Genomic DNA, 26,055 nt, shown 5'->3' with positions numbered 1-26,055 from the left:
GATCGCTGGTTGTTGCACGGGCGCGGCTATCTTGGCCGGAATACGCAATTGTTTTGGGCGGTCGAAGCGCGGCGTCACGGCGAAGGCCGCGTCGAACGGCCTTTCGATACGCCGTGGGTGAACGCCGACCTCACGGAGGGCTACACCGAAGCCTTTCCCAGCGGCGTGATCGAGGCCAGCACGCATGTCCAGCTCGAAGCACGCTGGCAGCCGCACAGGAATTTTTATGCGGCGCTGGTGGGTAAGCATGCGCGCTATCGCAACCGCGAAAATCATGATGGCCTCGACCAAAACGAAACAAGTGTGATGTTGCATCTTTGGCTGGAAAAATTTTGGTGGGTGGGAATGGATTGAAGTTGTTGGCGGCGCCGTAATATTATGGCAATAACGGTTTTTCTGAAAAATATTATCATCTGAGGAGTTTTTATGTCTGTGATTTCACGAATGAAAAGCGATAAGGCTTTCGTGCAAGAGCGTATTCAAAGTAACATTGCAGCCAAAACCAAGCTGATGGAACAGCAATCGGCTGAAATTTTGGCCATCGGGCACAAGCTGGTGAATGTTTTGCGCGGCGGCGGCAAGATTTTCTTTTGCGGCAACGGCGGCAGCGCGGCGGATGCGCAACATCTCGCCGCGGAGTTGGTGTGTAAACTGCGCGACGACCGTCCGCCGCTGGCGGGTTTGGCATTGACGACGGATACTTCCACGCTCACGGCCACCAGCAACGATTACTCGTTTCGTGACGTTTTTGCCCGGCAGGTGATTGCCCTCGGGGCCAGCGGCGATGCGCTCGTCGGCATAAGCTCCTCCGGCAATTCCGCCAACGTGCTGGCAGCGATTGAAGCGGCCAAGCAAAGAAATATCCTGACCGTTGGCCTGCTGGGCCGGGACGGCGGCGCGATTGCCGGCGCTGTCGATCAATCCGTCATCGTGCCCGATCACGACACGCAGCGTATTCAAGAGTGCCATATTCTCGTCGGCCATATTTGGATGGAAATGATCGAACATGAGCTTTTCGGCTGAACAAGCGCCGCCCGCGCGCTTTGTTTTTCTCGATCGTGACGGCACTTTGATCGAAGAAAAACGCTTTTTGAGCAATCTGGCGGACATTGCATTTTTCCCGGGCAGCGAGGCCGCAATTGCGCGCCTGCGCGACGCCGGTTTCAAGATCGTCGTGATCAGCAATCAATCCGGCGTTGGCCGCGGCTATTTCTCCGAAGCCTTTGTGCATGAGACGCATCGCGCTTTGCAACAGCATTTGGCAAAACACGGTACGTGGGTTGATGGATTTTATTTCTGCCCGCACGCGCCTGAGGCAAACTGCCAATGCCGCAAGCCGCGTCTCGGCATGTTTCTGCAAGCAGCGCAGGATTTTCAAAGCGCGCTTGACGGATTCATGATCGGCGATAAAAAAAGCGATGTCGAAGCGGGACGCAACGCCGGTTTGCAGACCGTGCTGGTGCGCACGGGCTACGGCGAGCAAACGATCGCGGAGGGAAAAACGCATCCCGATTGGATCGCCGAGGATTTGAGTGCGGCGGTTGATTGGATTCTGCGGCGCCGATAGGCAGGCGCAAGGCTGCGGCCAGGCTTCAGCGAAATCAAACGAGAAAAGTCGGAGATCACCTCTCCGCTTCCACCCATAGAAAAAGCCCTCAACGAATGATTCGGCGAGGGCTTTTTTTATTCAGAATTGCAAATCGAAGACTTTTTTGTTATTCTTCGGCCTTGACTCATCAAAGGAGGAGAGGAAATGTTGAAATTTAAAATCATCTCGTTTTTTTTGTTACTCGCACTCTGCGGTCTGCAAACGGCCGGCGCGCAATCAGCTTCGGTCAGCCCGGAGAGCGTCAACACCAGCGCGCAATCTGTTTCGATCAGCAAAGGCAGCGTCAATGCCGGCGCGCAATTCGTGGCGATCAATACGGACAGCATCTACGCCAACCTGCAACATCTCACCGTTGCCATTGGGCCGCGCCCCATGGGTTCTGCCAACGAACGTGAAGCCTTGCAGTGGACCGCGCGGCGTTTTCAGGGCTTTGGCGCAGACACGGCTTATGTGATGCCCGTGACTCATTCTCACAATGCCAACACCACTTCGGGCGTTGCTGTCGGTATTTTTAACGGCCGCAGCGACAGTCTCATCGTCATCGGCAGCCATATCGACTCGGATTTTATCGAGAATCAAGGCGCGAATGATGACGCCTCCGGCACCGCTGTGATGATCGAGCTGGCGCGCGTGTGGGCCGAAGCAGAGCCGCGTTATACGCTGCTGTTTGCGGCATTCGGCGGCGAAGAAAGCGGGCTGGTAGGCTCGCGCTGGTTTGTCGAGCATTTTGAGCGCATTGATCGCGTCGCCCTCATGCTGCAAATCGACATGGCCGGCAGCGACGATCCGTTGATTCCGTTCATCGACACCAAAGATCATCAAGCGCCGCAATGGCTGGTGAAAGATGCTTATGCCATTGACCGCGGCCTGGGCTACAACAGCCTCGACTATCCCACGCATTTTTTTAGCATCAATTCAGTTCTTGGCGGCGCGGGTTCCGACCACGAGCCGTTTTTGCTCAAAAAGATTCCAGCCATCGATTTCACCGCCGGCGTGGTTTCCTCGCCGATTCACACCATCAACGATCGCATCGATTTCATCAGCAAGCCGGCGCTGGAGCGCAGCGCGCGCCTGGTGAACGGCTTGCTGCAAAAGTATGACGCGCAGGGCATTCCCGGCGAACGCATCGGCAAGTATATGTTATGGCAATTGTCCGGCGAAACGTATTTTGTGCCGATGTGGCTGCTTTATGTTGTCATCGGCCTGGCGCTTTTGCTCGGGGCGCTCGCGTTTATGCGCGCCCGCGCAAAGCGACTGCAAATTGAGGGCGCCGAGCGTGTGCGTTTTTCCGGTTCAAAATTGTTTTTTATGATGACAGTCATTGCATTGTTCACCTTTCTCGGGGAAGCGGCGATGCAATTGATCAAAGGTCTGCGCTATCCCTGGTTTTTGCATCTCGAGGATTATCTCATGCTCGCGGCCATTTGCGCGTTTGCCGGTTTTTGGGTGGCGCTGCGGCTGACCAAAAACTGGCGCTTCAGCCCGGACCCGTATGTTTATGCCAAGCGCGGCTTGTTGCCGCTGTGGCTGCTGACCATCTTGTTTTTGATCGTGCATCCTCGCCTCGCGCTTTATCCCGCGCTGACGTTGCTGCTTTTCAGTGTAGCGGTTTTTGCGCCGGGAACTTTGCTGAAAACCGTGTTCACGCTGGCCGCACCCGCTCCCATGTTCTTGCTGATGTTTTTTGAAATCTTTGTCTTCGGCGCGCGCAACACTCCGCGCAGCCTGGCGCAATATCAAGGCTTCACGCCGGCATTGATTTATACCGCAATTCTAACGCTGCTGCTGTTGATTTGGTATGTGCCTTCTCTCTACATGTTTGCTTACACCTACGCGCACGGCCAGCGCGTGCTCTCCTGGCTGCGCGTGTTGCGCCAGCCGGCCGTCGGGCTGTTGCTGACGCTCGCGCTTTTTGCTTATGGCGGTTATTTGTCCGCCTTTCCGGCTTACAATGAACAATGGCGCGCCACCATTCGCGCCACGGCGCGTTACGAGCAGAACACTCAAGCCGGCAAGTTTGAATTACTGGGCGATGAATATTTTCGCGAGGTGGAAGTGAAGTCGGACACGTTCGAACAGAAATATGATGATCGCATTCATCGCGAGGAATTGCCGCTGCGTTTTTCCGCGGATTGGTTGACCGTCTCCGGCGCACAAATCGCCGATAGCAGCGATACCACGCTCATCAAGGTCGATTGGCAGCTTGCCAGCGCGAAACCCTGGTATGAAGTCAAAGTTCAGTTGCGCAGTGACACGCTCGACCTGGCGATCTTGGATACAAATCTGAAATATTTCAAAAGCAAAAATGCTGCGGGCGAGAGCATTAATTTCCGCTGGTTTGCCGAGCCGGATGATACCTTGCGCCTGCGGGCTAATTTCAAGCTTTCACCCGGCGCAAAAATGGTGCGCACCGTCACGGCAATTTATGCCGGTTCGCCGGCGCCGCTTACAGTTACGGCAAAGTATGCCGATGTGATTTATCGTACCGAAGTCGTGCAGCAGGATACGTTGGAAATTGCACGATAGCGTATTGTCGATGTCGCAGCGTTGCTGTGTTCAGCTCGCTTTGGATTTGGGACGGCTGCCTCGATTTTAATTCATGCTATGGCTTTTGCGTTCTTGTTATGATACTCCCGGAAGAAATCGTGCGGGCAGAAGCGCGTTTGCGCCCGCATCTCAAAGAGACGCCGTTAGAGCATTCGCTTTATTTGAGCCGGCTCACCGGTTGTCAGGTTTATGTGAAACTCGAAAACGTGCAACACACCGGTTCTTTCAAAGCGCGTGGCGCGCTGAACAAGATGTTGATGCTGACGCCGGAACAGCGGGCGCGGGGCGTGCTGGCCGCTTCGACGGGCAATCATGGCGCGGCTGTGGCGTTTGGCGCAGACAAGCTTGGCATCAATAGCCTGATCTTTGTGCCGGAAAATGCCTCGCCTGCGAAAGTCGAGGCCATTCGCCGCCTCGGCGCGGAGATTCGTGTGCACGGCAATGATTCCCTCATCACTGAAATGTTCGCGCGTGAGTACGCTGAAAAAAATGGCATGACTTATATTTCACCTTATAACGATGAACACGTCATTGCCGGCCAGGGCACAATCGGTGTGGAACTGGCGCGCCAACTCGATGCGATTGACGCGGTGTTCGTTGCGCTCGGCGGCGGCGGCATGATTGCGGGGATAGCAAGTTATTTGAAAGCCCTTGGCAAGGAAATTAAAATCATCGGCTGTTCCCCGCAAAATTCCTGCGTGATGATTGAGTCCGTAAAAGCCGGGCGGGTTTTAGAAATCACATCGCTGCCGACGCTCTCCGACGGCACCGCCGGCGGCGTGGAAGCAGATGCCATCACCTTGCCGTTATGCCGTGAGTTGGTCGATGATTACGTGACTGTAAGCGAAGATGAAATCCGTGAGGCGTTGTTGAGTTTCATCGAAACGCATCATCTGTTGATCGAAGGCTCTGCCGCAGTCGCGATTGCGGCTTTTCTCAAACAATCTGAAAAATTCCACGGAAAGAATGTTGTGATCGTGATTTGCGGCGGGAATATTGGTTTGGCCGCGTTGCGTCAAATCCTGGCTTGATTTCAGGGCGGCTGACGAGTGGTCTGCAACCTTGAAAAGTTTATCCACCACCACTGTCATCCCCCCAGCGGGATCCTGTGAAAATTTGAGCGCGGCGGCGAGCGCCTCACAGAATTCCTTCTTCGAATAATGTATGGAATCACTTATCAAGTCAAGGTAACAAAGCAATAGCCGTGAGGCGCAAACTCAATATAAAATTTATTCATTGATTATGAACCGCCCGGGCGGCGATGTTTTCGGACGGGCATTTACCAGGCTTTTGTGTGAATTCTCCGAAAGTTCTAAAAGCCCCATTCAATTGGCTGTTGTGGGGCATTCTCTTTTTCTTCGCATTAATCCTCATCAAGTTCGGCGTCCTCCCCAGCTTCAACAACACCCGCGGCGATTTTGCGAACTATTACACCGCGGCTTGTTTGGTGAAGAAAGGCGCGCCGCTCGCGCGCGCCTATCAAGACTTCACCTGGTTTCAAATGGAAATGGATCGCCACGGTATCGTGCATCAAGTCGGGGGATTCATTCCGCACCCGCCGCCTACCGCAATGGTATTTTTACCATTGACGTTTTTTGACGCTGTCACCGCGAAAAACCTCTGGACGGCTTTCAATGTTTTGTCGATCATTGTCTGCATCTTCGGCTTGACTCGCCTCGCCCAATTGCATTGGCTTCCGGTCGCCGCGATTTTTCTCGGCACGGGTTTTGGGTTGATCAACAACTTTCTCTTTGGGCAGATGTATCTCCTGCTCACCGCAACGATCGTGCTCGGACTGTGGGCGCATCGACGCGGATACGATGTTCTTGCCGGAATACTCCTGGCGCTGATGATCCCGATGAAATACTTCGGGATTCTCTTCATCGCTTATTTTGCCTGGAAGCGCCAATGGCGGCTGGTGTGTTCCGCGCTTGCAACGATCTTCCTCGTCGTCGGATTCACCGCATTCATGGCGGGTTTCGAGCCGTTTCATGTTTTTGTTACGGAAGTTTTTCCCCGGCATTTTCGCGGCGAGATTCAAGATCCCTTTGCCATTCTATTTCAATCGTGGGCCAGCCTGTTTCGCCGCTTGTTTGTTTACAACGCCACTCTCAATCCTGCGCCGCCGCTGCACTTTCCGCCGGCGTTCTTTTTTTTGAGTAGCGCTGCGTTTTGGGGTTTTGCGGCATTGGTGCTCTGGCTATTCGTGCGTGTGCGGTTCAAATCTCAAAACCATCAAATTCTTTTTGAAATCGGCTTATTGCCGTTGCTGTTTCTCATTGTTTCACCGAGTGGAACAACCTATCATTTTCTTCTGCTCACAATCACCACGACGGCATTCATAAAAATTCTAATCGATCAGCAGCGGCATTTGCCTGCTGCCGCTTTGGCGGTTTTGTTCATCGTGATCAATCTGCCGCATTACATCAGGCTTATGCCCTATGCCCAGGGCTGGTTGACTCCGCTCGGCTATTCGCGTTTATGGCTCCTGCTGATTTTTGCCGCGCTGGCGTGGCGTTATTTTCGTCCGCTGATCACGCTGCAATCGACAAAAATAATTTTGGAAAAATACTTGGCGTTTGCCGTTCTGTTGCTGGCGAGTCTATCCGTTGTCGCTGGAGTCCGCGCCTCTCGTACCGCCGAAAAAGATGACGGTGCGACCTGGTTGCGCATCGATGATCCTGAATTCAAACGGCATCAGGGCTTGTTGATGAAGAATCCGGACATCGGCGCGAAACGAGTCGTGTTCAGCTATTGCGAGTTTTGGAACGAGCAGTACACCATTTTTTCAACCGACTCCGGGCGTTGGACGCCCCCGGCGCGCCGGAATTATTATCATCCTGATCTCGCGCCCGACGATTCAAGTTTATTGATGCAAACGGTTGTCAATGGCCGCGATGAAATCTGGTTGAGTCGCAGCCAGGGGCAGGAACCGAAGTTTGCCGTGGCCGGCGCATTTCCGAGCTGGAAAGAAAGCGGACGAAATTTTGTTTATGTGGAAGGCAATGCAATTAAATTGGCAGCAATCGAAGCCAAGCAAATCAAAACCGTAACATTGATGGAAGTAGACGATCAAACCGTTTTTGATCTCGCTTGCTCGCCACAAGGAAATTTCCTGGCATACTGCGCTCTTGCAAATGATTCAGCGGGAAAACGTTTTCAACTCAGATTATATGATTTTAATAATGGCAATGACGAGATATTGATCGAGGCTTTGGATTCTCACTTGGAGCAGCCGGCATGGTCGCCGGATGAAAAAAATCTTTTGTTCGCCAGGAGAGAGCGTGGCAATCGCGAGGTTTATGCGTTTAATTTCGCGACGCGCAAAGTTCATCAGCTTACCCAGCATCGCGGCGAGGATACTTCACCGGTTTGGGATGCCGTGAACAAGCGCATTCTTTTCACCTCCGATCGCGGCCGGGGGCTGGAATTCAGCGCGATTTTTTGGCTGCCGGCATCCCAAGCCCTAGTCAATGGAGAGTAAGAGCTATGGCAGCCAGACTTTCAAACGCTTGACCCGTAGAAAAGCCTTGTCATTTGTCGCAATATGATAAATGCCGTTAGCGATGCAGGTGGCTGCATGAATTGCATCGGATGATAGCAATTGGTATTTGGCGATAAGGGCATGACTTTGGCGCAGCACGGTGGGGTTAATGGTGAGAATTGTCAGATGAGGTAATCGATAAATGAGATCGAGCGCCTGACGATACTGTGACAGGCTTTTGATCGCGCGGGGGGGTGTTCTTGAGGTAAGTTATCGCCGCGGATATGTGAAGATTAAAACGATCACATGTTTCAAGAATCATTAGTTTGTGAATGATTTCGGTGATGACGAAAGGCGACAAGAAGCTTTTTACGGCGCCTTGCTCGGTTTTTGCAACTAGCTCGTGGCAGGAACTGCCAAAGCGTGGATGCGAGGTAAATTCATATAGCAAAATATTAGCGTCAAGAAAAATCTCCCCGCGATTAAACTCCGCCAAATGCCCCATTAGAGCCAATCCTCCGATTCAATGATCGCATCCCATTGTTTCGTTTTTTTAGACTTCAAGAGTCCGTACATCTGTTCCGCAATGGAGCCTTTTGAAATGTGAACAAGGATCGTCAGTTCTTTACTTTCAGGCAGCCGCACTTTCCGCAATGGTTTAAGCACGCCATTTTCAAAAACAGCGGTAAACTTTTGCTGCGCTGGAAAGTCATTGCGATTCTTGATTTTTCTTCCCGTTGTTCGAACCGGCATAGTCAATCTCCTTAATATCGCTTACTTGCAAAAATGATACAAAAGAACACCGAAATAGCCAAGTCATAATTTCACCGCAGCTTGACTTCCTGCCAAAACCTCTCTATCTTGCGCAACTTCAACCGGTTTTGCAAAGCGGTAATGCAACAACGTGAAAACGGCTCGGACGCCATGCCGCCATGTAATCTTCTTGCCCTGCGCTCGCGAGCGCGGATAATAATGTATCGGCACTTCATGAATGCGAATGCCGCGCCGCGCCAGTTTCGCTGTCACTTCGGAGCAGAACTCGAACCCGCGATATTCCAATGGCAAAATTTGTTCAAGCGCGTTCCGTGAAAACACTTTGTAGCCGGTGGATTCATCCGTCACGCACACGCCAAACAGCAGATTCGTGAGCCAGCTCAACAAACGACCGCCCCAATAGAAATGAAGATAGGAGTAATCCCGCGTGCCGAAAACTCGCGCGCCGCGAATGCGTGAGCCATAAACCGCTTCCGCGCGGCCTGCAACAATCGGCCGCACCAGCGCGCGATAGTCCGCGGGATCATACTCCAAATCCGCATCCTGAATCAGGATAATCTCGCCGCTGGCGTGTTGCAGTCCCGTGGCAATCGCTGCGCCCTTGCCGCGATTGTGTTTGTGATAAAGCACGCTGACGTGCGGCTGCGCCGGCAACTTTTGCAACCGCTCGCGCGTGCCATCCTGCGAGCCATCATCGACGATAACGATTTCTGCGCTCACACCGAAAGCGGAAAAATCAACGCGCGCTATTTTTGAAAGAATTTCACCGACGGTGTGTTTCTCATTGTAGGCGGGAATGATGATTGAAAGAGTTGTCATAAAGCAAAGATCGGTTGTGCAATCCTGGCAAACAAGTGAAAAATTCCAACGGCCACCCCTCGCATGTCAGCTACTGACGTAAAATCGCAACCACCGCTTGCCGGTTGGTGGATATTGCTTTTCCCTTTAACCTATCTCGTGCATATCGCCGAGGAGTATTGGGGCGGTGAAGGTTTTTATCAGTGGCTGAGAAAATTTTCCGGCGCCGCCATGACTGCCGAACAGTTTCTCTCTCTTAACAGTTTTTTCATGATGTTCATGATCGCCAGCATGATCGCCATCCTGGCATTTCCGGCATGGCAATGGCTGCTCAATGGTTATGGTACATTGGTTTTCATCAACGGCGCGCTGCATGTAATCGGCAGTTTCATCACAGCGTCTTATTCGCCGGGCGCGATTTCCGGCGTTTTGTTGTGGATGCCGTTGGGATTTTACACCGTGCGCCGCGCCTGGTGCAGCCTGCCACGCGAGAGATTTTGGTTCAGCCTGTCTGCCGGCATCGTCATGCACGCCGTGGTTTCGTTGATTGCGTTGACCATGAATTAGAGCGATCTTCGCAACTACCGCCCGGGCGGCAGTTTTAGGTGAACGAAACAACAACAATTCTTCAGATAAAATTTGCAAGTGCAACAAACAACGCGCGATCTTGGCGCAATTTTTATATTCGGGCTTGTGCTCCGGTTGGCTCTGCTCCTCGCTTTTCCGGCGCCTTTTGGCAACGACGCTTTTGGCCGCCTCTATTTTCGCGACACACTTTTTCTTGCGCACTGGCTGCCGTTGGCGCAGGCATTTGTGTTCTTTCCAGCATTGTTAACCGACAAGATCGTGTTCATTCGCCTGTTGTTTGCCGTGCCGGCCAGCCTCTCCGCTTGCGGCTTTTATCTTTTCTTGCGCCTGCTTGTGGCGCGGCCTTTTGCCGTCATCGGCGGTTTGTTGTTTGCGGTGAATGCGCTTTACGTCATTCTCTCGCTCATGCCTTATCAAGATGTACTCTTTCTCGGATTGTTTTACGCCGCCCTGGCGCTGCTGCTGCGCGACGAGCCGAAGCTTCAGTCAAAAACCGGTATGATGCTCTACGGCCTCGCTTGCCTCACGCGCTACGAAAGCTGGTTCGTGTTGCCTCTGCTCGTTCTCTGGAAAACCAAAATCGCCGCTGCTGGCTTGACTCTTGCAAAAGTGAGCAAGAGTTTTTTAAAGGCGGCGATTTTTTTCGGCTGGGCGCCGTTGCTTTGGTTGCTGCTCAGCCAACTGCATTGGGGCAATTGGAACAGCTTCATGCACCAAACTCCGGATCGCGAATTCTATGCCTGGCATCCGCATGTGGATCTCATGTGGGCGGCGCAATACGCCGGCCGCATGCTCTACTGGCTTGTACTCTTCGGCTCGCCGCTGCTGCTGTTTGCCTTGCCGGGAATCAGACGCTTCTGGCAAAATCGTAAGGCGCTGCTTCCGGTTTTGAAATTGCCTTTGCTGGCGTGTGCGGTCACATTGGCGTTTTTCTTTTTTATCATTGGCAAAGAATATGGCACAGTCAACCGCTTTGCCATGTTTCCCATGAGTCTTGCGCTCATATTTGCCGTGCTCGGCATGGAAATGGCTTATCAAAGTTTTTCAACGCGGCCTGGTTGGCGGCGGAAAATTTTGCAGCCGCGCGTCTCGGATGTTCTTGCAATTTCCGTGCTCGCCGGCCTGGTGATCTATGCGGCGATACCGGTGTCGCGGCTGCATGCCAATCCCGAGTTCCGCGATCCTTATGAAATTACGCAGTATCTCGACCGTGTTTTGCAGAAGGATGAAAAAGCGCTGGTGGTCGCACCGCATGAACAGCGCTGGCAAGGCGCCACGCCCATGGCATATCAGCGTATCGTGGCGCAATCAATGCACCATCGCGAAAGAATTCTTTCAGCGGGATTGTTGCAGCAGACAGAACGCAGCGCATTGTTGCAGTTTGCCAAAGAAAATCATGTGAAATATTTGGTGATTTTTGATAACTTCTCGCCCTGGCATCCGGCGGATGTGGTTTTTAGTGAATATGCCAAAATGAACCGGCATCAATTAAAACTGGTTTTACAGGCAAGAGCAGCGACGATTCATGAAGTGCCGGCATGGCAGGAGTAATAGCGCTTGACTCTTTGATCAAATTTCTTCATCGTGCGTTGATCAATAAATGAATGACCAATCAAATTAAAAGCCGGTATGAATAGATCAGGATCGGAAAGCCCCATGCTGGACCAAATTGTTTTGCCCCTGGAAGCCGCAGAGTCGAAGGCATTACCCGCAAAAGAAGCAAAACGCCTTGCCAACGGTCAGGCAAACAAGCTTGCACCCAACGATCGCGCTTTTCATGATTGGTATCGTTTCGTGCTTTCGTTCCCACCGCATTTAGTGCGTGATTATCTGGCTGATTTCGGGTTTACCGGGGACAAGGTTGTTTTGGATCCTTTCTGTGGAACGGGTACGACTCTGGTCGAGGCAAAAAGAAGAGGAATTGGATCGCGAGGCCTTGAGGCCAATCCCTTTGCACATTTCGCCAGTTCTGTTAAGCTGGACTGGAATCTTGAGCCGGGCTTATTCTTGAAGCGCGCCTATGAGATTGCGGATTCGGCGCGAACACACTTGCGCCGGCAGGGAATTGAGGAGGACTGGCCGCAAGAAAATAATTTCAAGAATTCCCAACTGAAGAAATTGGATGCCGAGGCCGAGAAACTTTTGTTGGCTAACTCGATTAGTCCTTTACCGTTGCACAAGACGCTCGTCTTGCTTGACTGCCTAAAAGCTCATGAGCGTGAGCCCTATTACCGGCATGCCCGATTAGCGCTGGCAAACGCGTTGGTGTTCACGATCAGCAATCTTCATTTCGGCCCGGAAGTCGGAGTCGGCAAAGCAAAGGGTGATGTTCCCGTTATCTCAACCTGGCTCGTTGAAATCGAAAAAATGGTGCGCGATCTTTACTCGGCCGCGAGTGCTGCGCCCGTTGACACCGAAGTATTTCTAGCCGATGCCCGGCAAATTTGTGAAGTGCTTCCGCCGCAATCGATCGATGGTGTAATCACCTCGCCCCCTTACCCGAATGAAAAAGACTATACCAGAACCACCCGGTTAGAATCCGTTTTGTTGGGTTTCATTCATAATAAAGCGGAACTACGCGAGCTGAAACAGAAGCTCGTGCGCTCAAACACGCGCGGTGTTTATGCGATCGATGATGATCACAAATGGGTCGCCGATCATCCGGAGATTCAACGTATTGCACAAGAGATTGAGCGGCGTCGCCTCGAACTTGGTAAAACTTCCGGTTTTGAAAAGCAGTATGGCCGGGTGACGCGCTTGTATTTTGGCGGGATGGCGCGGCATTTCGCCCAGCTCCGGGATGTGCTTCGCCCCGGCGCACGGCTGGCCTATGTCGTCGGCGATCAAGCGTCCTATTTGCGAGTCATGATTCGAACCGGCCAATTGTTGGCAGATATCGCACAAGCACTGGGATATGAGTTGGTTCGCATCGATCTTTTCCGCGAACGTTTTTCAACCGCAACAAAAGAGCATCTGCGGGAAGAGGTTGTGGTGCTGCATTGGCCTGGACATCGGAGGTAAACATGGCGGCGGACAAGAATCGCTATACTCGAATTATTGAGCTGATATTCTCCAAACACTATCGTGCCGGTGCTAAAGAAGTACCATTTGAACGATCAGCTATCGTGCAAGCATCTAGAGAACTGGGTATCAGACTTCCAAAGAACTTGGGTGATGTTCTTTATTCTTTTCGTTACCGCACAGCCCTGCCTGAAAGCATTGTCAAAACAGCGCCAGCCGGTCTCGAATGGATCATTCGTCCGGCCGGACGATCAAAGTATAAGCTGGTACTCGTCACACAATCCATTATTACTCCTTCGAATTTTCGGACTAAAATAAAAATTTTGGACGCAACGCCTGGCGTCATCAGCAAGTATGCTTTGAGTGATGAACAGGCTTTACTGGCAAAGTTGCGATATAATCGCTTGATCGATATTTTTACTGGCCTAACATGCTATTCACTGCAAAACCATTTGCGCACGACTGCGCCACAAATTGGCCAGGTTGAAATAGATGAGATTTATATAGGTATCGACAAGCATGGCGCCCACTATATCTTGCCGGTACAGAGCAAAGGTAGAGCGGACAAAATTGGTATCGTCCAAATTGAGCAAGATTTTGCCGTTTGTGAAAAAAAGTTTCCCGAGCTTATCTGCCGTGCAATTGCAGCGCAATTCATGGATGACGGCCTTATCGCATTATTTGAATTCGAGAAAATCGGAGAAAATATCCAAGTCTTCAGTGAAAAACACTACAATCTTGTTCATCCCAAGGATTTGACTCCTGAAGAGCTAAGGCATTATCAAAAACGATCATCTTGAAAAGGAATTTCTGAGATGACAGATATCCTCCTCGCCCACTCCTTCTTCCTCCGCTTCGATCCCAAGCAATGGCAAACGATGCAGCCTTATCCGCCCTTGGGAACGTTGTATGCCGCCGCTTATTTGCGCCAGAAAGGTTATGAAGTCGCGCTGTTTGACAGCATGCTGGCGCAAACTCCGGGTGAGTTCAAAACGGCCATCGAGAAGCATCATCCGAAAATTGTGGTGTTTTACGAAGACAGCTTCAACTGGCTCAGCAAGATGTGCCTGACGCGCATGCGCGAGGCTTGCTTTGAGATGATGCGCATTGCCAGATCGGCTGGCGTGCCGGTGATCGTCGCCGGCTCCGATCCCACGGATCATCAGCAATCTTACTTTGAGCACGGCGCGGATTACGCCATCATCGGCGAAGGCGAAATGGCGCTGGGCGAATTGCTCGATACGCACTTTGGCCGCAGTCTGCAACCGCTCGCGCAGATTCAAGGCATTTCATTCCGCCAAAACGGCGGCATAGCACAGAACGCGGCGCGCGGTTTTCTCAAACAGCTCGACGTGCTGCCGTTCCCTGCATGGGATTTGATTGACATCGACAAATACCGCAGCGCCTGGCGCAAGAAGCACGGCTACTTCTCGATGAACATGGTGACCACGCGCGGTTGCCCGTTTCGCTGCAATTGGTGCGCAAAACCGATTTACGGCGATCGTTATAACTCGCGTTCGCCCGAGAATGTCGCAGAAGAAATGGCATGGCTCAGAAAACAATTTCAACCGGATCATTTTTGGTTCAGCGACGACATCTTCGGCCTCAAGCCTGGCTGGGTGGAACGCTTCGGCGATGCAGTGAAAGAAGCGAACGCCGTTACACCGTTCAAAATTCAAGCGCGGGTTGATTTGCTGCATGAAGACGCTGTCATTGGTTTGAAAAAAGCCGGCTGCAAAACCGTGTGGGTGGGTGCGGAATCCGGCTCGCAAAAAATTCTCGACGCCATGGATAAGGGCACGAAGGTCGAACAAATTTATGCGACCGCCGAGCGCTTGCACCGCCGCGGCCTCGAAGTCTGCTTCTTCCTGCAATTCGGCTATCCCGACGAAACTGATGAAGATATCGAGAAAACCATCAAAATGGTGCGCGACTGCCGGCCCGATGACATCGGCATTTCGGTTTCCTACCCGCTGCCCGGCACGCGCTTTTATGAACGTGTAAAAAGCGAACTCGGTGAGAAACGCAATTGGGAACACAGTGACGATCTTGACCTCATGTTCCGCGGCCAGTATCAGCCTGACTTTTACCGCCAATTGCATCGCGTTGTGCATCACGATTTTCGTTTGCACAAGGCTGCAGTTTTGTTTTCGGAGATGTGGCGGCATCCCTCACAATTTACCGCGAGTAATGTGCGCCGTTTGATCTCGGCGGCAGCGCGCTGGCCGATGTTGCAGATCGAGCGCGCGCGTTTGCAACGGCTGAAAATCCTCAATCGTTCCTGCATGTAAGAGCGATTACATGGCTATTTTGCTCCATACTATGCTTGACTGAAGCACTCGTTGTTCTTACATTATGCCACCTTTTCTATCGCCATGACCACGAGATACTCTCATGCCAAAAGCCACTCCTAAATTTGATTTCACACGCATCGACCGCCGCACCGCGCGCGTAACCCCAGCATTGATCGCCGCTGTTCGTGATCGGATTATCGAGCATTTGCGTCCCGAAAAAATCATCTTATTCGGATCACGGGCAAAAGGTCGAGCCACTCCTGCTAGTGACATTGATTTAATGCTGGTATTGAATAATAATCACCCCTTATCGGGTGTGAAGCAGCGAGATCGTTTTGGCGCCGTTCTAGATTTATTTCGCTATCGATCATTCGGGCTGGATGCCATCGTTTTGACTGATGCTGAAGTCGAAAAGATCAGGCGAGAGAATGAAGGAGAGTGGGACCTCATGTTGGAAATACTGGAGGAAGGGAAAATTATTTATGACAACTGCCAATCAGAAAATAAGCGAGCACCTTCGACAACGCGTGCGCGAATGGTTTCGCAAGGCTGAACATGAGCTGGCTTATCTGGAACATGCACCATTAGATTTAAACGATCCACCGACGGATACGACAGGACGAATGGCTCACATGGTTGCGGAGTACTGCCTCAAAGCCTATTTGGTATTGAATAAAAAGAAGATCAAAAAGATTCATGATCTTGGAGAAATCCTGGATTCATGTATTGCAGTGCGTAATGACGATGACTTTGAGGATTTGCGCGCCGATTGCCATACCTTGACCCGTTACAGAATAGATTTTGCCTACCCTGGCCATTTTATTGAAACAATCAGCGTCGAAGAAGCCCGGGCTGCGATCGAGAAGGCCCGGCGGATTCAAAGCTTCGTTCTGCGGAAAGTGCATGAGTTGGGTTACTCGCAAGATTGAAGCGAATTCGCCACTTTGAAGGCATGAACTGCTGTTAGTGTAGAACCGACAAAAGGAGTCGTCCCCTTGTCCATCCACCGCGTCTGTGTCTACTGCGCTTCCAGCAGCCAGTGCGATCAATTTTATTTTGATGAAACGAAGCGCTTGGGAAGGGCGCTGGCGCAGAACAACATCACCATCATTTTCGGCGGCGGCAGCGCCGGCTTGATGGGCGCGCTGGCCGACAGCGCTTTGGCGGAAGGCGGCAATGTCATCGGCGTGCTGCCGCATTTCATGAAGGAAGTCGAGTGGGGACACAACGGCTTGACGGAGCTGCACCTCACCGACGACATGCACCAGCGCAAGCGTTTGATGATTGAAAAATCGCAAGCCTTGATCGCATTGCCCGGCGGCAGCGGCACATTGGAAGAGCTGTTCGAAGCCATCACTTGGAAGCGGCTCGGCCTGCACACGCATCCCATCATTATTGTCAACATGCGAGGTTTTTTTGATCCTTGTATTGAGCTGCTGGAACGCTGCATTACCGAACGCTTCATGCTGCCCAAACATCGCCAGATGTGGACGGTGGTGAGTTCAGTGGCTGAAGTGATTGAGGCGTTGCGCAACCCCACGCCGTGGGAGAAAGATGCGATTCGGGAGGCGAGGCTGTAAGAAAAGTGATTTTGATCAGCGACGGCTTGGCCGTCGCTTTGCATTTTCTGAATCGTCAAAAGTCATCGCCAGGTTGTAGCGAAGTTGTTGTCACAATCAAAATCACCGATGCAATTCACCCGCGAAGCGAGGAGGAGAGCCATGTACAACCGCCGTTCATTTTTGGGCGCGATCGGGCGCAGCGCGTGCGCCGCATTCGCCCTGCCCACGTTGCAGCCGCAACGCTTCACCCGCGCGCTTGAAGCATTTGCTGCCGATGTGCGCACGCCCGAGGAAATTGCGCAAGATGAATCTCTGTGGTTCGAGGTGCAACAGGCTTTCACCGTCGACCGCAGCCTGGTCAATCTCAACAACGGCGGCGTCAGCCCCGCGCCGGCGATCGTGCAGGCCGCGATGAAACGCCATCTCGATTATTCCAACAATGCGCCGGTTTACACTATGTGGCAGATTTTGGAGCCGGAGCGTGAAGGTGTGCGCCAGCGCCTGGCGCGGACCTTCGGTTGCGATCCCGAGGAAATCGCGCTGACCCGCAATGCCTCTGAGAGCCTGCAAACCTGCCAGCTCGGCTTCGATCTCAAGCCGGGAGATGAGGTGTTGACCACGACGCAGGATTACCCGCGCATGATCACAACGTTCCAACAGCGCGAGCGGCGTGAGCGCATAAAACTCAAACAATTCTCCCTTCCCGTGCCCTGTGAAGACAACGATGAAATCGTGGCACGCTTCGAAAAGAATATCACCTTCAAAACCAGGCTCATTTTGATGAGCCACATGATCAATATCACCGGCCAAATTTTGCCGGTGAAGCAAGTGGTGCAGATGGCGCGCGCAAGAAACATTCCCGTCATCGTAGACGGCGCGCATGCCTTTGCGCATTTCGATTTCTCACTCGCCGACCTGGAGTGCGACTACTACGCCACGAGCCTGCATAAATGGCTGTTTGCGCCGCACGGCACCGGCATGTTATTCGTGCGCCAGGAAAAGATCAAAGGCCTGTGGCCGATGATGGCGGCTCCGGAAAAAATGGACAGTGACATCCGCAAATTCGAAGAAATCGGCACGCATCCCGCGGCGAATTATCTCGCCATTGCCGAGGCGCTCACCTTCCATCAAGGCATTGGCGCAAAGCGCAAAGAAGCGCGCTTGATTTATTTGCGTGACCGCTGGGCCAGGCGCCTTGCGCAACTCGGAAGCATTCACCTGCACACCAGCCTGCAACCGGGCTTCGCCTGCGGGCTTGCCACCGTGCAACTAAAAGACGCCGACCCGTTCGTGCTGACACACTATTTGTGGGACAAGCATCGCATCATCGTCACGCCCATCAAGCATCCGGAGTTCGAAGGCATTCGCGTCACGCCCAGCGTGTACACCACGCTCGAAGAGATTGACCGCTTTGCCGAGGCCATGGAAGAAGTGAGCAGGAACGGCTTGCCGAAGACGTGATGAATCGATTCCAGTCGCTCAGGTGCAGGCCTCACAAAAACCTCTGCAACGGATGAAAGGTGTCAGCGGATTGCGATGAATTCACCTGTTGAAAAAATCGAAATGCCGTTCCTCTCATCTGTCAGGGTTTTTGCTGAACGAAATCGACTCGATCTCGGCATATGCCTCACGCTTACCGCCCTCGCAGCGGTTCTGCGCTTTTGGCATCTCACCGATCTCGGCCTCACGCATTTCGACGAGGGCTCCTATGCGATGACTGGCCGTTGGCTCGCGACCTTCGGCGAGGAAGGATGGATTTATCAATCCGGGCATGCGCCGGGCTTGTTTCCAACTTTGCTCGGTTTGTTCTTTCTCATATTCGGAATCAAAGATTTTGTTGCAATTGCCGTCTCGGCCTTGACCGGCAGCTTGACTGTTGTGCTGATCTACTGGGTCGGGCGGGAGCAGTTCAGCCGCAAAACCGGTATCATGGCCGCGTTGTTTCTGGCGACAGCGGAATATCATCTCATGTACTCTCGTTTTGCGCTGACTGACGCGACATTCACACTGCTCTTTTGGGCAAGCCTGGCAAGCCTGTTGCAAGGTCTCGTTAGGAACGAACGGCGTTGGTTCATCATTGGCGGTGTGCTTACCGGGTTGTGCTGGAATACGAAATATCACGGCTTTTTTCCGCTGCTGATCTTGGGTTTGTGGCTGGGCATGGTGGCGCTGATGCGGCGCAGGAAGCATCTTGTTCCACCGCGCGTGCGGTGGTCAAACTTCGGCATCGCGCCTCTTCTTGCCGGGCTGATCTACTTGCCCTGGTTTTTGTTTGTTCAATTTTCTGTCGGCTACGGCGCGATTCTGCAAGCACAGGCGGATCATTCCATCGGACAATCTGCGATCATCCTCACGCCGCCGGCAACGATCTATTTTTATCTCTCGCAATGGCTTTCGCCGGCGCTGTTGCTGTCCGCCTTGCTGGGCAGCATAATGATTTTAACTCGCCTGCGAGCAGTGACTCTTTTTTCGCTGTTTGCGACGGCGCTGTTTACAATCGCAGCCATGTTCTACACCAGCTTTCCGCGCCTGCTGCTGCCAGTAGTTCCCGGACTCTGTTTGTTTGCCGCGCACGGTGTCGAGAGAATCTCGCGCGCCAAGACGTTGGCGTGGCTGCTTGCCGCTGTTACTCTTGCTTGGAACATGATGGGCGCTCACCGGGTGTTGTCATTGCGCACCGATGCCTATCGCCAGGCCGCCGCGTATCTGCAAAAATTCGATGCGCCCGTACTCACGCAAATGAGCAAAAATTTCTATTTCTACGAAAAGAAAAAATCGGTGGAAATGAGATGGCATGAGCCGGACACCCTTGATGCCATAATGCAAAATTCTCCTGCCGTTGTGATCGCCGTTGATCCGATCATTCATCGCTTTCCACAGGTTGAACGCTGGCTTGAAAAATATCGTAGACATTTGCGGCTTGCGCACGAGATTCCGATTCACATGTATGAGCCGGTTTATTATCAAGGTTTCGATCCCGCACAGCGTGACCGGCGGCCTTTGGCGCTTGCGCCGTTTCGACCCGGACAGGCGAAGATTGAAATTTACCGTGTTACAAATGAGAGGGAGCAAAAATGAAAATTGGACGCAACGATCCGTGCCACTGCGGCAGCGGCAAAAAGTACTGTTTGGAAAAAGATGAAGCGCTCGAGCACGAACAAGCAGCGCAAACTGAAGATACGGAGTTCGAAGATGACGATGATTGGCATGACGAAATCAATGACTTCGATGACGAAGATTTTGAGATCGACGAAGATGAAGATTTTGATGAGTTCGACGATGATGACGAGGAAGATTTTGATAGCGACGACGACGACAATGATGATGATGACGACGAACTAGACGGCCTTGAGAAAGTAACCCCTAAACGATCGCCGGAAGTGATTGCCGCGCAAGACGCCCGCTGGAATGAATTTGAAGCAGCGGATGACGAAGGCCGGGTGGCTCTCTTTCTCAAGACTCTCGAAGAACCTGAGCTAATGGATGATGATCTCGCCTTCGACATGCTTGACAAGATTTGTACGGCGTGCCTGGCGTCGGGCGATCGTGATCGTTATGATGATTTGATCAAGAAACTGCGCGAGCGCCTGCCCGAGGTGTACTCCGAAAGCGCGCATTATCATCTGGAGAACCTGATCACCAATGCCGTGGTCGCCGGGCGCTGGCAAGACGTTCGAACATTCGCCCTCGAATTTGCGGACGTCGCAGACAGAGAAATCGATACTTTCAACAATGTCATTTCACAACTGGCCTATCATGGCCAATTGCAGATCCTGCTTGAGATCACTCAGCGGGCCTGGCCCAAGATCAAGGACTCTGATGAAATCACGCCCTGGGGCATCGACGAGTTTGTTGTGCAGGGCGCAGACTTCGTCGTGTTTGACTATCTGACGCACGGCACCGACCCGCGTGCGGATGATCCGGAGTTGCAACAGCGGCTCGCGTTTTTCACTAAAATTCAACCTCAGCGCTTCACGGAGGTTTTCAATATATTTATTGGACGAAGCACGCGTAGCTGGACGATGCAGGATTTTGATTTCAAAGAGCATATACAAATAGTCAAGAATAGCAAGGGCAAGCGCCGTCGCCAGCGCCACTCGCCGGGTAAACGGAATCTCGACGATCTTAGTTATGAGTTCTTTCGCTATTTGCATCAGCACGAAAATGTTTCTTACCCCAAAGCAGAGTTGGCCCGTTACAATATCGTCGAATACCTCATCAAACGTTACGACGGCGACCTGGAAGAGCACGAGAGCATGCTGGAACGCGCTCTGCGCGGCAATCGCCCCAAGCCCAGAATCAAGCGCCGGCCTCCGGAAAACATTCTCTGCCCGGATCGCGAGACGCTCGATCGTTATTTAGCCGGCTTGATGCACTTCCTTAATCCGCAATACTATGAGGTTGCCGCCACCTTTGAAATGGTGCCAGCCTGGCTGCGCTTTCTTGAAATGCGCGAACTCATCGATCATGATTTGCACCGGCGCACGTTGCTGAACTTGCGCGAACTTCAGGAGGATGTGATCAGCCTGTTTGAGAGCTTTCGAGAAGACCCGGCGCTTGTGGAAGCGATGCGGAATTGGAACGAAACAATACTTGCATGAAAACAGCGAAACAAAAGGGCTGTCGCGGCCACAGAAAAGAACTGCCGTTAACCGGCTTGTGGCGTTGTTGTTTCGGTAGAAGACAAATTTTCTCCGGCCAATCACTGTTTTTGGAAATACATCATGGACATTCTTCTCACGCACGGTTACTTTCTTCAGGAAGATGAAAAAGAGCGCGAGATCATGAAGCCCTATCCGCCTCTCGGGCTTTTGTATCTTTCCGCATATCTCAAGCAGAAGAATTTTGCCGTCGAGATTTTTGACAGCACCTTCGCCGCCAAAGATGATTTTGCGCAATTGCTGCGTGCAAAGAACGCCAGGCTGGTCGGCATCTATGCAAATCTCATGACGAAATTCAACGTGCTAGACATGATCCGGCAGGCGAAACAGCAAAATTGCATTGTCATTGTCGGCGGCCCGGATCCGCCTTATTATGCCGAACAGTATCTCGATTTCGGCGCGGATATCGTTGTCATTGGTGAGGGCGAACAAACGCTGGAAGAATTACTTCCAATTTTGCTTTCAGGGAAGCTCGAACAGCTCACACAAGTCGCCGGAATTGTTTTCAAAGATGAACAAGGCATGCTGCAACACACCCCCGCGCGGCCGCTGCTGCCTGACCTCGATGCGCTGCCGTTGCCTGATCGGGGTGCAATCGATTTGCAAAAATATGTTGATACTTGGCGCACGCATCACGGCCGGGGCGCGGTGTCAATGATCACCAGCCGCGGCTGTCCTTATTCCTGCACCTGGTGCAGCCATTCGGTTTATGGCAAATCGCTGCGCAAACGCAGCCCACAGCTTTGCGCGCAAGAAGTCGAGATGATTCGTGCAGACTATTCTCCCGACATGCTGTGGTATGCGGATGACGTTTTCAATATCAATCACAAATGGTTTTTCGAATATGCCGTTGAGCTGAAGCGCCGCGAAATCAAAATACCGTTCGAGTGCATCTGCCGCGCTGACCGCATGAATGAAGATATTGTGCGCGCCTTACGCGACATGGGCTGCTTTCGCGTTTGGATCGGCTCGGAAAGCGGCTCGCAGCGCCTGCTCGATCAAATGAAGCGCGGCGTTAAAGCCGAACAGGTGCAGGCCATGACGCGGTTGGCGAAACGCCACGGCATCGAAACCGGTATGTTTTTGATGTGGGGCTTTGAAGATGAAAATGAAAACGACATCGCCGCGACCATCGCTCACGTCAAAAAAGCCAATCCCGATCTCGTGCTGACGACGGTAAGTTATCCCATCAAGGGCACGGAGTATTACAGTCGCATGGCCGAACAAAATGTGATTGTGGCCGACGGCAAATGGCAGGAGAGCAACGATCGCGATTATCGCATTCGCGGCCGGCATTCGAAGCGCTATTATGATTACGTCAATCGCCGCATGTACAGCGAGCTGGCGCTGCAGCGTTTGCAGGAAAATGGTAACGGCAACTGGCTCAACCGCGCGAAGGCCGCTGTGCAATCGCAAATTGGCAAGCTGGGCATGGCGCTGACGGCGCATGAAATGGAGATCTGAATTTTCTGCATGATCTGCGATGGCTTTGCCATCGCTTGGCGCTTTATCTGGTCACAAAAATCCTTCGTTGACTTTGTGGCTTTTTCTGTGAAGATTTGACCAACAGATTCGACTTTGAGACGAGCACATAATACGAAGAGACTAACTGCGTGATCCAATTCCTCGGCACAATCGGTTTTGGTTTGGTGTGGGGCTGGCTGCTGGGATTCTTCGTGGCGCGCCGGCCCTCGACGCAGCCATTTCTCAATTTTCTGGCTGCCGCGGCGGCCACCATTCTCGCCGCTTTCGTTCCGTTAATCTTCGTCAATCTGCGCGCCGTGATCGCATTTGTCCTGGCGATGGCGCTCACATTTTTTATTCATTACCTCTGGCGCACGGAGCAGCGCAAACGCGCGGCCGTGGCCACTCACTAAAACTCTGAGGAGGGTTTATCATGAATGAATCGACTCCTGCGACGATGCTGCAACTGCTGGGCGCCGGCGCCCTGGGCGCGGTGATCGGCTGGTATGTTTATTACATCAATCGCTATCGCCAGGGCGACGTGCAGCTCAGCGACATTGTCACGCTCGTGGGCGCCATCGGCGGCAGTGCGGTGCTGGCGATTTTCCCGCAGCGCAGCGATTTGTTCGGCGCCTACGGCATCGGCCTGTTCGCCGGATTCTTTGGGTACTTTTTCATCCTCATCATCATGGTGACGGCCTCAAAAAACTTCAACCGCGATTGGTTTCTCGATGGCCGCCGCAAAACGCTCGCCGGCGATGAATACATTCCCGAAGGCACGCGCGAAACCGGTTCGGCCATGGCGGCGCCGGAGAAACCAGGCGGCAAATCGCCGGTGAATTGAAGAGAAATAAAAGGCAAAATAATTGAGGGCAAAATGATTTATTGAATTGTTCCGCCCTCGATCATTTTGCGTTTGGGGTTGTGACACGCTTTTGCAGGTTGAAAACGCATGCTAGAATCATCCACACAAGAATTGCGCGCGCTGTTGTTCGGCGCACCGCCCTACGAACGTTCCGGCGCGCCTGAGCCCGATTTGCTCGCCGATCTCGCGCCGGTGCTGCCGCACGATCTTCTAGAGCCGGCGCTCAACACGATCGCCGGCATCGGCTTTATGCCGGAGCCGGATCGTTGGCGCACGCTGGCGGCATTGCTCACGCGCGCGCACGAAGCCGGCAACGACGAGCTTGCCGCGCGCATGATCACGCGCCTTCCTCACGTTGTATCGCATTTGCCCTCTGCTCTTCTCAAACCATTTTTTGAGGCGGTGCGGGCATTTCATGCGCAAGACGATTATCGCGGTGAGATCTATCGCGCCATTGCATTAACCGCGCTGGCGCAGCGTCTGCCGGAAGCGCCGATGCAACGGGCGTTGGCTGAAGAAGCTCTGGCCCTGGCGCGCTTGCCGGCTTGGGACGATATTCAACAAGAAGCGTTCATGTACTTTGTCACGAACATGAACGCCGCGCTTGCCGAAGAGGAAAAGCAAACCCTGCTGGCTGCGGCCCGCAACATGCGCGACCCTGCGTTTCGCGCCTCGAGTCTGGCGGCATTGCTTTCCAATTTCAGCGCGCCGGCGCTAGCAGGCATTTTGCAGGAAGCGTTGCTAGCGAGCCGGGCAGTTGCTTGGGCGCCGCGCCGCCTCGAGGCGCTCACGGAATTGCGTTTGCGTCTGCCGCAGCCGCTGCAAAGTGAAATTCAGGAAGACACAAAAGCACAAGGCTCGGAAGCCGATTATTTGCGGGCGCTGGCCGAGATCACGCGCCGCACCGGTTTGCCGTTGCCGCAAGAAGTGCAAACGCAGAGTTTGCCGACTGCCGAGACCCTGCGGGATTATGCCGAGCTTGCCGACTGTTTGTCCGAAGAGCAATGCGCGGCAGCTTTGGAAGTCACAGCAACGTTGTGGGAATCCGAGCAGCAGAGAGTTCTCGAAAAATTGATTCCGCATCTTCCGGCCAAGCTTTTTCCTGTTGTTCTGGCGCGCATCGAAAATCTGCAAGCCGTCGAGCCGGTGCGTGCGCAGTTGTTGATGCAGGCGGCAAATTATCTTCCGCAAGCCTTGCTCGGTGAAGCGGCCGTTCAGGCGCGTCAATTCGAAAATTTGTGGTGGCGATTGCGCACTCTGGCCGCGCTGCAACCGCGCCTGCCGGCAACGGAGCAAGCGCAGCTTCCCGATGAAATAAATGCCGTTGCAAGCGAACGCTTGCGCGAATTGTTCACACAACTGTCCGAGCCGGAGCAGCGTGCGCTTATCGAAGAAATGATTATCGCGATTTGGGATCATTACGGCGGCGCAGCACCACCCGCGAAAAACGGCGGTCCGCACCGCGAACCGGAACCAACGCAAACCGACGCGGGAGAACCGCCTGCTCCATCAGCGCCGCCGACACAATGGGAATCAGCGCCGCCCCCGCCGGCAAGTTCGCCCAAGCGTTCTTACAGAAATGGCGGCGGCAGAAGAGGAACAAGGAGCCCGGCTCCGGCGAAGCGATCAGCGAAGCGCTCGCGCGGCGTTCCCAGCGCGGACGATGAAGAGATGGCGCCATCTCCTTCGCGCGGCACAAGCGATGATCGTTCCCCCGAAAAAGACAAGCCCACGGTCAACACGGGTTTTGCATCGGCAGAGAAAGCCGGAACGCCGCTCTCGCCAAATGCGCCGTTGGTGCAAAGCCAGTTTTATTACTTTTGGTTTGAAGTCAGCAAAAAACGCATCGCGGGCGCAATCGATGTCGCACCAACCGCATTGCCAACGGAATTTTTGCCGAAAGAGGCGCGACTGAAAGTGGCCTTGTTCGCTTTCGAGGGCGAGATCGAAATCACCAGCGGCGCAGATATTGGCGAGATTCAACTTCGGCCCGACGGTATGGCACCCGTCGTGCGTCCGGCTGCTCGCCCGGATAAGCTGCAAGATTCTGCTTTGCTCGAACGGCGTTTGTTCTTTCCCGTGAAAATGCCCAACAAATCCGGCACATTTCGCTTGCGGTGTAATATTTATTGTGAACAAGTATTGGTGCAATCGCATCTCGTGCAAGTGGAAGTAGGCTCGCGCGTCAGACGAATCATGCGCAGCGCCGGCAAGCGCCCTGCGCTGCAAACACAGGCCGATTACACCTTGAGCAAAAGCTTGCATGCGGATTATCTTTCCGAAGTGCCGACACATCGCTTAAGCCTCATGCTCAACGACGACGGCAAAGGTACACACGGCTTTCGGGTGCTGGCGGCCGAGGGCGCGCAAGAGTTCAAAAGTGACGCG

The 26,055-nt window shown here is 53.1% G+C and carries 23 protein-coding genes; 20 read left to right on the top strand and 3 right to left on the bottom strand.

Annotation, left to right across the window (positions count from 1 at the left end):
* Positions 1 to 510 precede the first annotated feature (510 nt).
* From FBQ85_06300 to FBQ85_06280, 5 genes are all read left to right on the top strand, one after another.
* Positions 511 to 1,023 (top strand): SIS domain-containing protein, encoded by a 513-nt coding sequence (locus FBQ85_06300; GenBank protein ID MDL1874765.1) that lies wholly within the window; start codon positions 511 to 513, stop codon positions 1,021 to 1,023.
* The gene (locus FBQ85_06295; GenBank protein ID MDL1874764.1) at positions 1,007 to 1,567 is read left to right on the top strand and encodes an HAD-IIIA family hydrolase; all 561 of its coding nucleotides are present in this window, start codon (positions 1,007 to 1,009) and stop codon (positions 1,565 to 1,567) included. The genes FBQ85_06300 and FBQ85_06295 overlap by 17 nt, the downstream gene beginning before the upstream one ends.
* Positions 1,568 to 1,753: 186 nt before the next feature.
* Positions 1,754 to 4,135: a M28 family peptidase gene (locus tag FBQ85_06290; GenBank protein MDL1874763.1), complete on the top strand. Its 2,382-nt coding sequence runs from the start codon at positions 1,754 to 1,756 to the stop codon at positions 4,133 to 4,135.
* Positions 4,136 to 4,233: 98 nt separating this feature from the next.
* A complete protein-coding gene (locus tag FBQ85_06285) occupies positions 4,234 to 5,187 on the top strand; it encodes a threonine/serine dehydratase (GenBank protein ID MDL1874762.1) in 954 nt (317 codons plus the stop codon).
* A 230-nt stretch (positions 5,188 to 5,417) separates the two neighbouring features.
* Positions 5,418 to 7,640 carry a DUF2029 domain-containing protein gene (locus FBQ85_06280; GenBank protein ID MDL1874761.1) on the top strand — a complete coding sequence of 741 codons (2,223 nt, stop codon included), beginning with the start codon at positions 5,418 to 5,420 and terminating at the stop codon, positions 7,638 to 7,640.
* 3 nt (positions 7,641 to 7,643) lie between these two features.
* On the opposite strand, the gene FBQ85_06275 is transcribed toward FBQ85_06280, so the two are convergent.
* The 3 genes from FBQ85_06275 to FBQ85_06265 form a co-directional block, all read right to left on the bottom strand.
* A complete protein-coding gene (locus FBQ85_06275) occupies positions 7,644 to 7,883 on the bottom strand; it encodes a PIN domain-containing protein (GenBank protein MDL1874760.1) in 240 nt (79 codons plus the stop codon).
* 261 nt (positions 7,884 to 8,144) lie between these two features.
* Entirely contained in the window at positions 8,145 to 8,393 is a 249-nt protein-coding gene (locus tag FBQ85_06270; protein MDL1874759.1) for a DUF104 domain-containing protein, read from the bottom strand.
* Positions 8,394 to 8,456: 63 nt separating this feature from the next.
* Positions 8,457 to 9,233: a glycosyltransferase family 2 protein gene (locus FBQ85_06265; protein MDL1874758.1), complete on the bottom strand. Its 777-nt coding sequence runs from the start codon at positions 9,231 to 9,233 to the stop codon at positions 8,457 to 8,459.
* 63 nt (positions 9,234 to 9,296) lie between these two features.
* Between FBQ85_06265 and FBQ85_06260 the strand changes: the two genes are divergently transcribed.
* From FBQ85_06260 to FBQ85_06190, 15 genes are all read left to right on the top strand, one after another.
* Positions 9,297 to 9,779, top strand: coding sequence for an HXXEE domain-containing protein (locus FBQ85_06260; protein MDL1874757.1), 483 nt, complete (start codon positions 9,297 to 9,299; stop codon positions 9,777 to 9,779).
* Positions 9,780 to 9,857: 78 nt separating this feature from the next.
* A complete protein-coding gene (locus tag FBQ85_06255) occupies positions 9,858 to 11,351 on the top strand; it encodes a hypothetical protein (GenBank protein MDL1874756.1) in 1,494 nt (497 codons plus the stop codon).
* A 105-nt stretch (positions 11,352 to 11,456) separates the two neighbouring features.
* Positions 11,457 to 12,821, top strand: coding sequence for a site-specific DNA-methyltransferase (locus FBQ85_06250; protein ID MDL1874755.1), 1,365 nt, complete (start codon positions 11,457 to 11,459; stop codon positions 12,819 to 12,821).
* 2 nt (positions 12,822 to 12,823) lie between these two features.
* Positions 12,824 to 13,621 (top strand): endonuclease, encoded by a 798-nt coding sequence (locus FBQ85_06245; protein ID MDL1874754.1) that lies wholly within the window; start codon positions 12,824 to 12,826, stop codon positions 13,619 to 13,621.
* A 15-nt stretch (positions 13,622 to 13,636) separates the two neighbouring features.
* Positions 13,637 to 15,112, top strand: coding sequence for a B12-binding domain-containing radical SAM protein (locus FBQ85_06240; protein MDL1874753.1), 1,476 nt, complete (start codon positions 13,637 to 13,639; stop codon positions 15,110 to 15,112).
* A gap of 103 nt (positions 15,113 to 15,215) precedes the next feature.
* Entirely contained in the window at positions 15,216 to 15,668 is a 453-nt protein-coding gene (locus tag FBQ85_06235) for a nucleotidyltransferase domain-containing protein (protein ID MDL1874752.1), read from the top strand.
* Positions 15,514 to 16,044: a HEPN domain-containing protein gene (locus FBQ85_06230; protein MDL1874751.1), complete on the top strand. Its 531-nt coding sequence runs from the start codon at positions 15,514 to 15,516 to the stop codon at positions 16,042 to 16,044. Before FBQ85_06235 ends, FBQ85_06230 begins: the two co-directional genes overlap by 155 nt.
* A gap of 66 nt (positions 16,045 to 16,110) precedes the next feature.
* On the top strand, positions 16,111 to 16,695 hold the full coding sequence (locus FBQ85_06225) for a TIGR00730 family Rossman fold protein (GenBank protein MDL1874750.1): 585 nt from the start codon (positions 16,111 to 16,113) through the stop codon (positions 16,693 to 16,695).
* Between the two features lie 108 nt (positions 16,696 to 16,803).
* Positions 16,804 to 18,138 (top strand): aminotransferase class V-fold PLP-dependent enzyme, encoded by a 1,335-nt coding sequence (locus FBQ85_06220; GenBank protein ID MDL1874749.1) that lies wholly within the window; start codon positions 16,804 to 16,806, stop codon positions 18,136 to 18,138.
* Positions 18,139 to 18,213: 75 nt separating this feature from the next.
* Complete coding sequence (locus tag FBQ85_06215) at positions 18,214 to 19,755, top strand: phospholipid carrier-dependent glycosyltransferase (GenBank protein MDL1874748.1); 1,542 nt, start codon at positions 18,214 to 18,216, stop codon at positions 19,753 to 19,755.
* Positions 19,752 to 21,278 carry a hypothetical protein gene (locus FBQ85_06210; GenBank protein MDL1874747.1) on the top strand — a complete coding sequence of 509 codons (1,527 nt, stop codon included), beginning with the start codon at positions 19,752 to 19,754 and terminating at the stop codon, positions 21,276 to 21,278. Before FBQ85_06215 ends, FBQ85_06210 begins: the two co-directional genes overlap by 4 nt.
* 123 nt (positions 21,279 to 21,401) lie before the next feature.
* Positions 21,402 to 22,802, top strand: coding sequence for a B12-binding domain-containing radical SAM protein (locus tag FBQ85_06205; protein MDL1874746.1), 1,401 nt, complete (start codon positions 21,402 to 21,404; stop codon positions 22,800 to 22,802).
* A 149-nt stretch (positions 22,803 to 22,951) separates the two neighbouring features.
* Entirely contained in the window at positions 22,952 to 23,215 is a 264-nt protein-coding gene (locus FBQ85_06200) for a hypothetical protein (GenBank protein ID MDL1874745.1), read from the top strand.
* Between the two features lie 20 nt (positions 23,216 to 23,235).
* The gene (locus tag FBQ85_06195) at positions 23,236 to 23,646 is read left to right on the top strand and encodes a hypothetical protein (GenBank protein ID MDL1874744.1); all 411 of its coding nucleotides are present in this window, start codon (positions 23,236 to 23,238) and stop codon (positions 23,644 to 23,646) included.
* Between the two features lie 108 nt (positions 23,647 to 23,754).
* The coding region (locus FBQ85_06190) for a hypothetical protein (protein MDL1874743.1) at positions 23,755 to 26,055 on the top strand (2,301 nt) is incomplete at its 3' end.

Source organism: Cytophagia bacterium CHB2 (assembly GCA_030263535.1).
GTDB lineage: Bacteria > Zhuqueibacterota > Zhuqueibacteria > Zhuqueibacterales > Zhuqueibacteraceae > Coneutiohabitans.
Note: the sequence above shows the minus strand (reverse complement) of the source record. Positions and strands in the feature narration are given on the sequence as shown.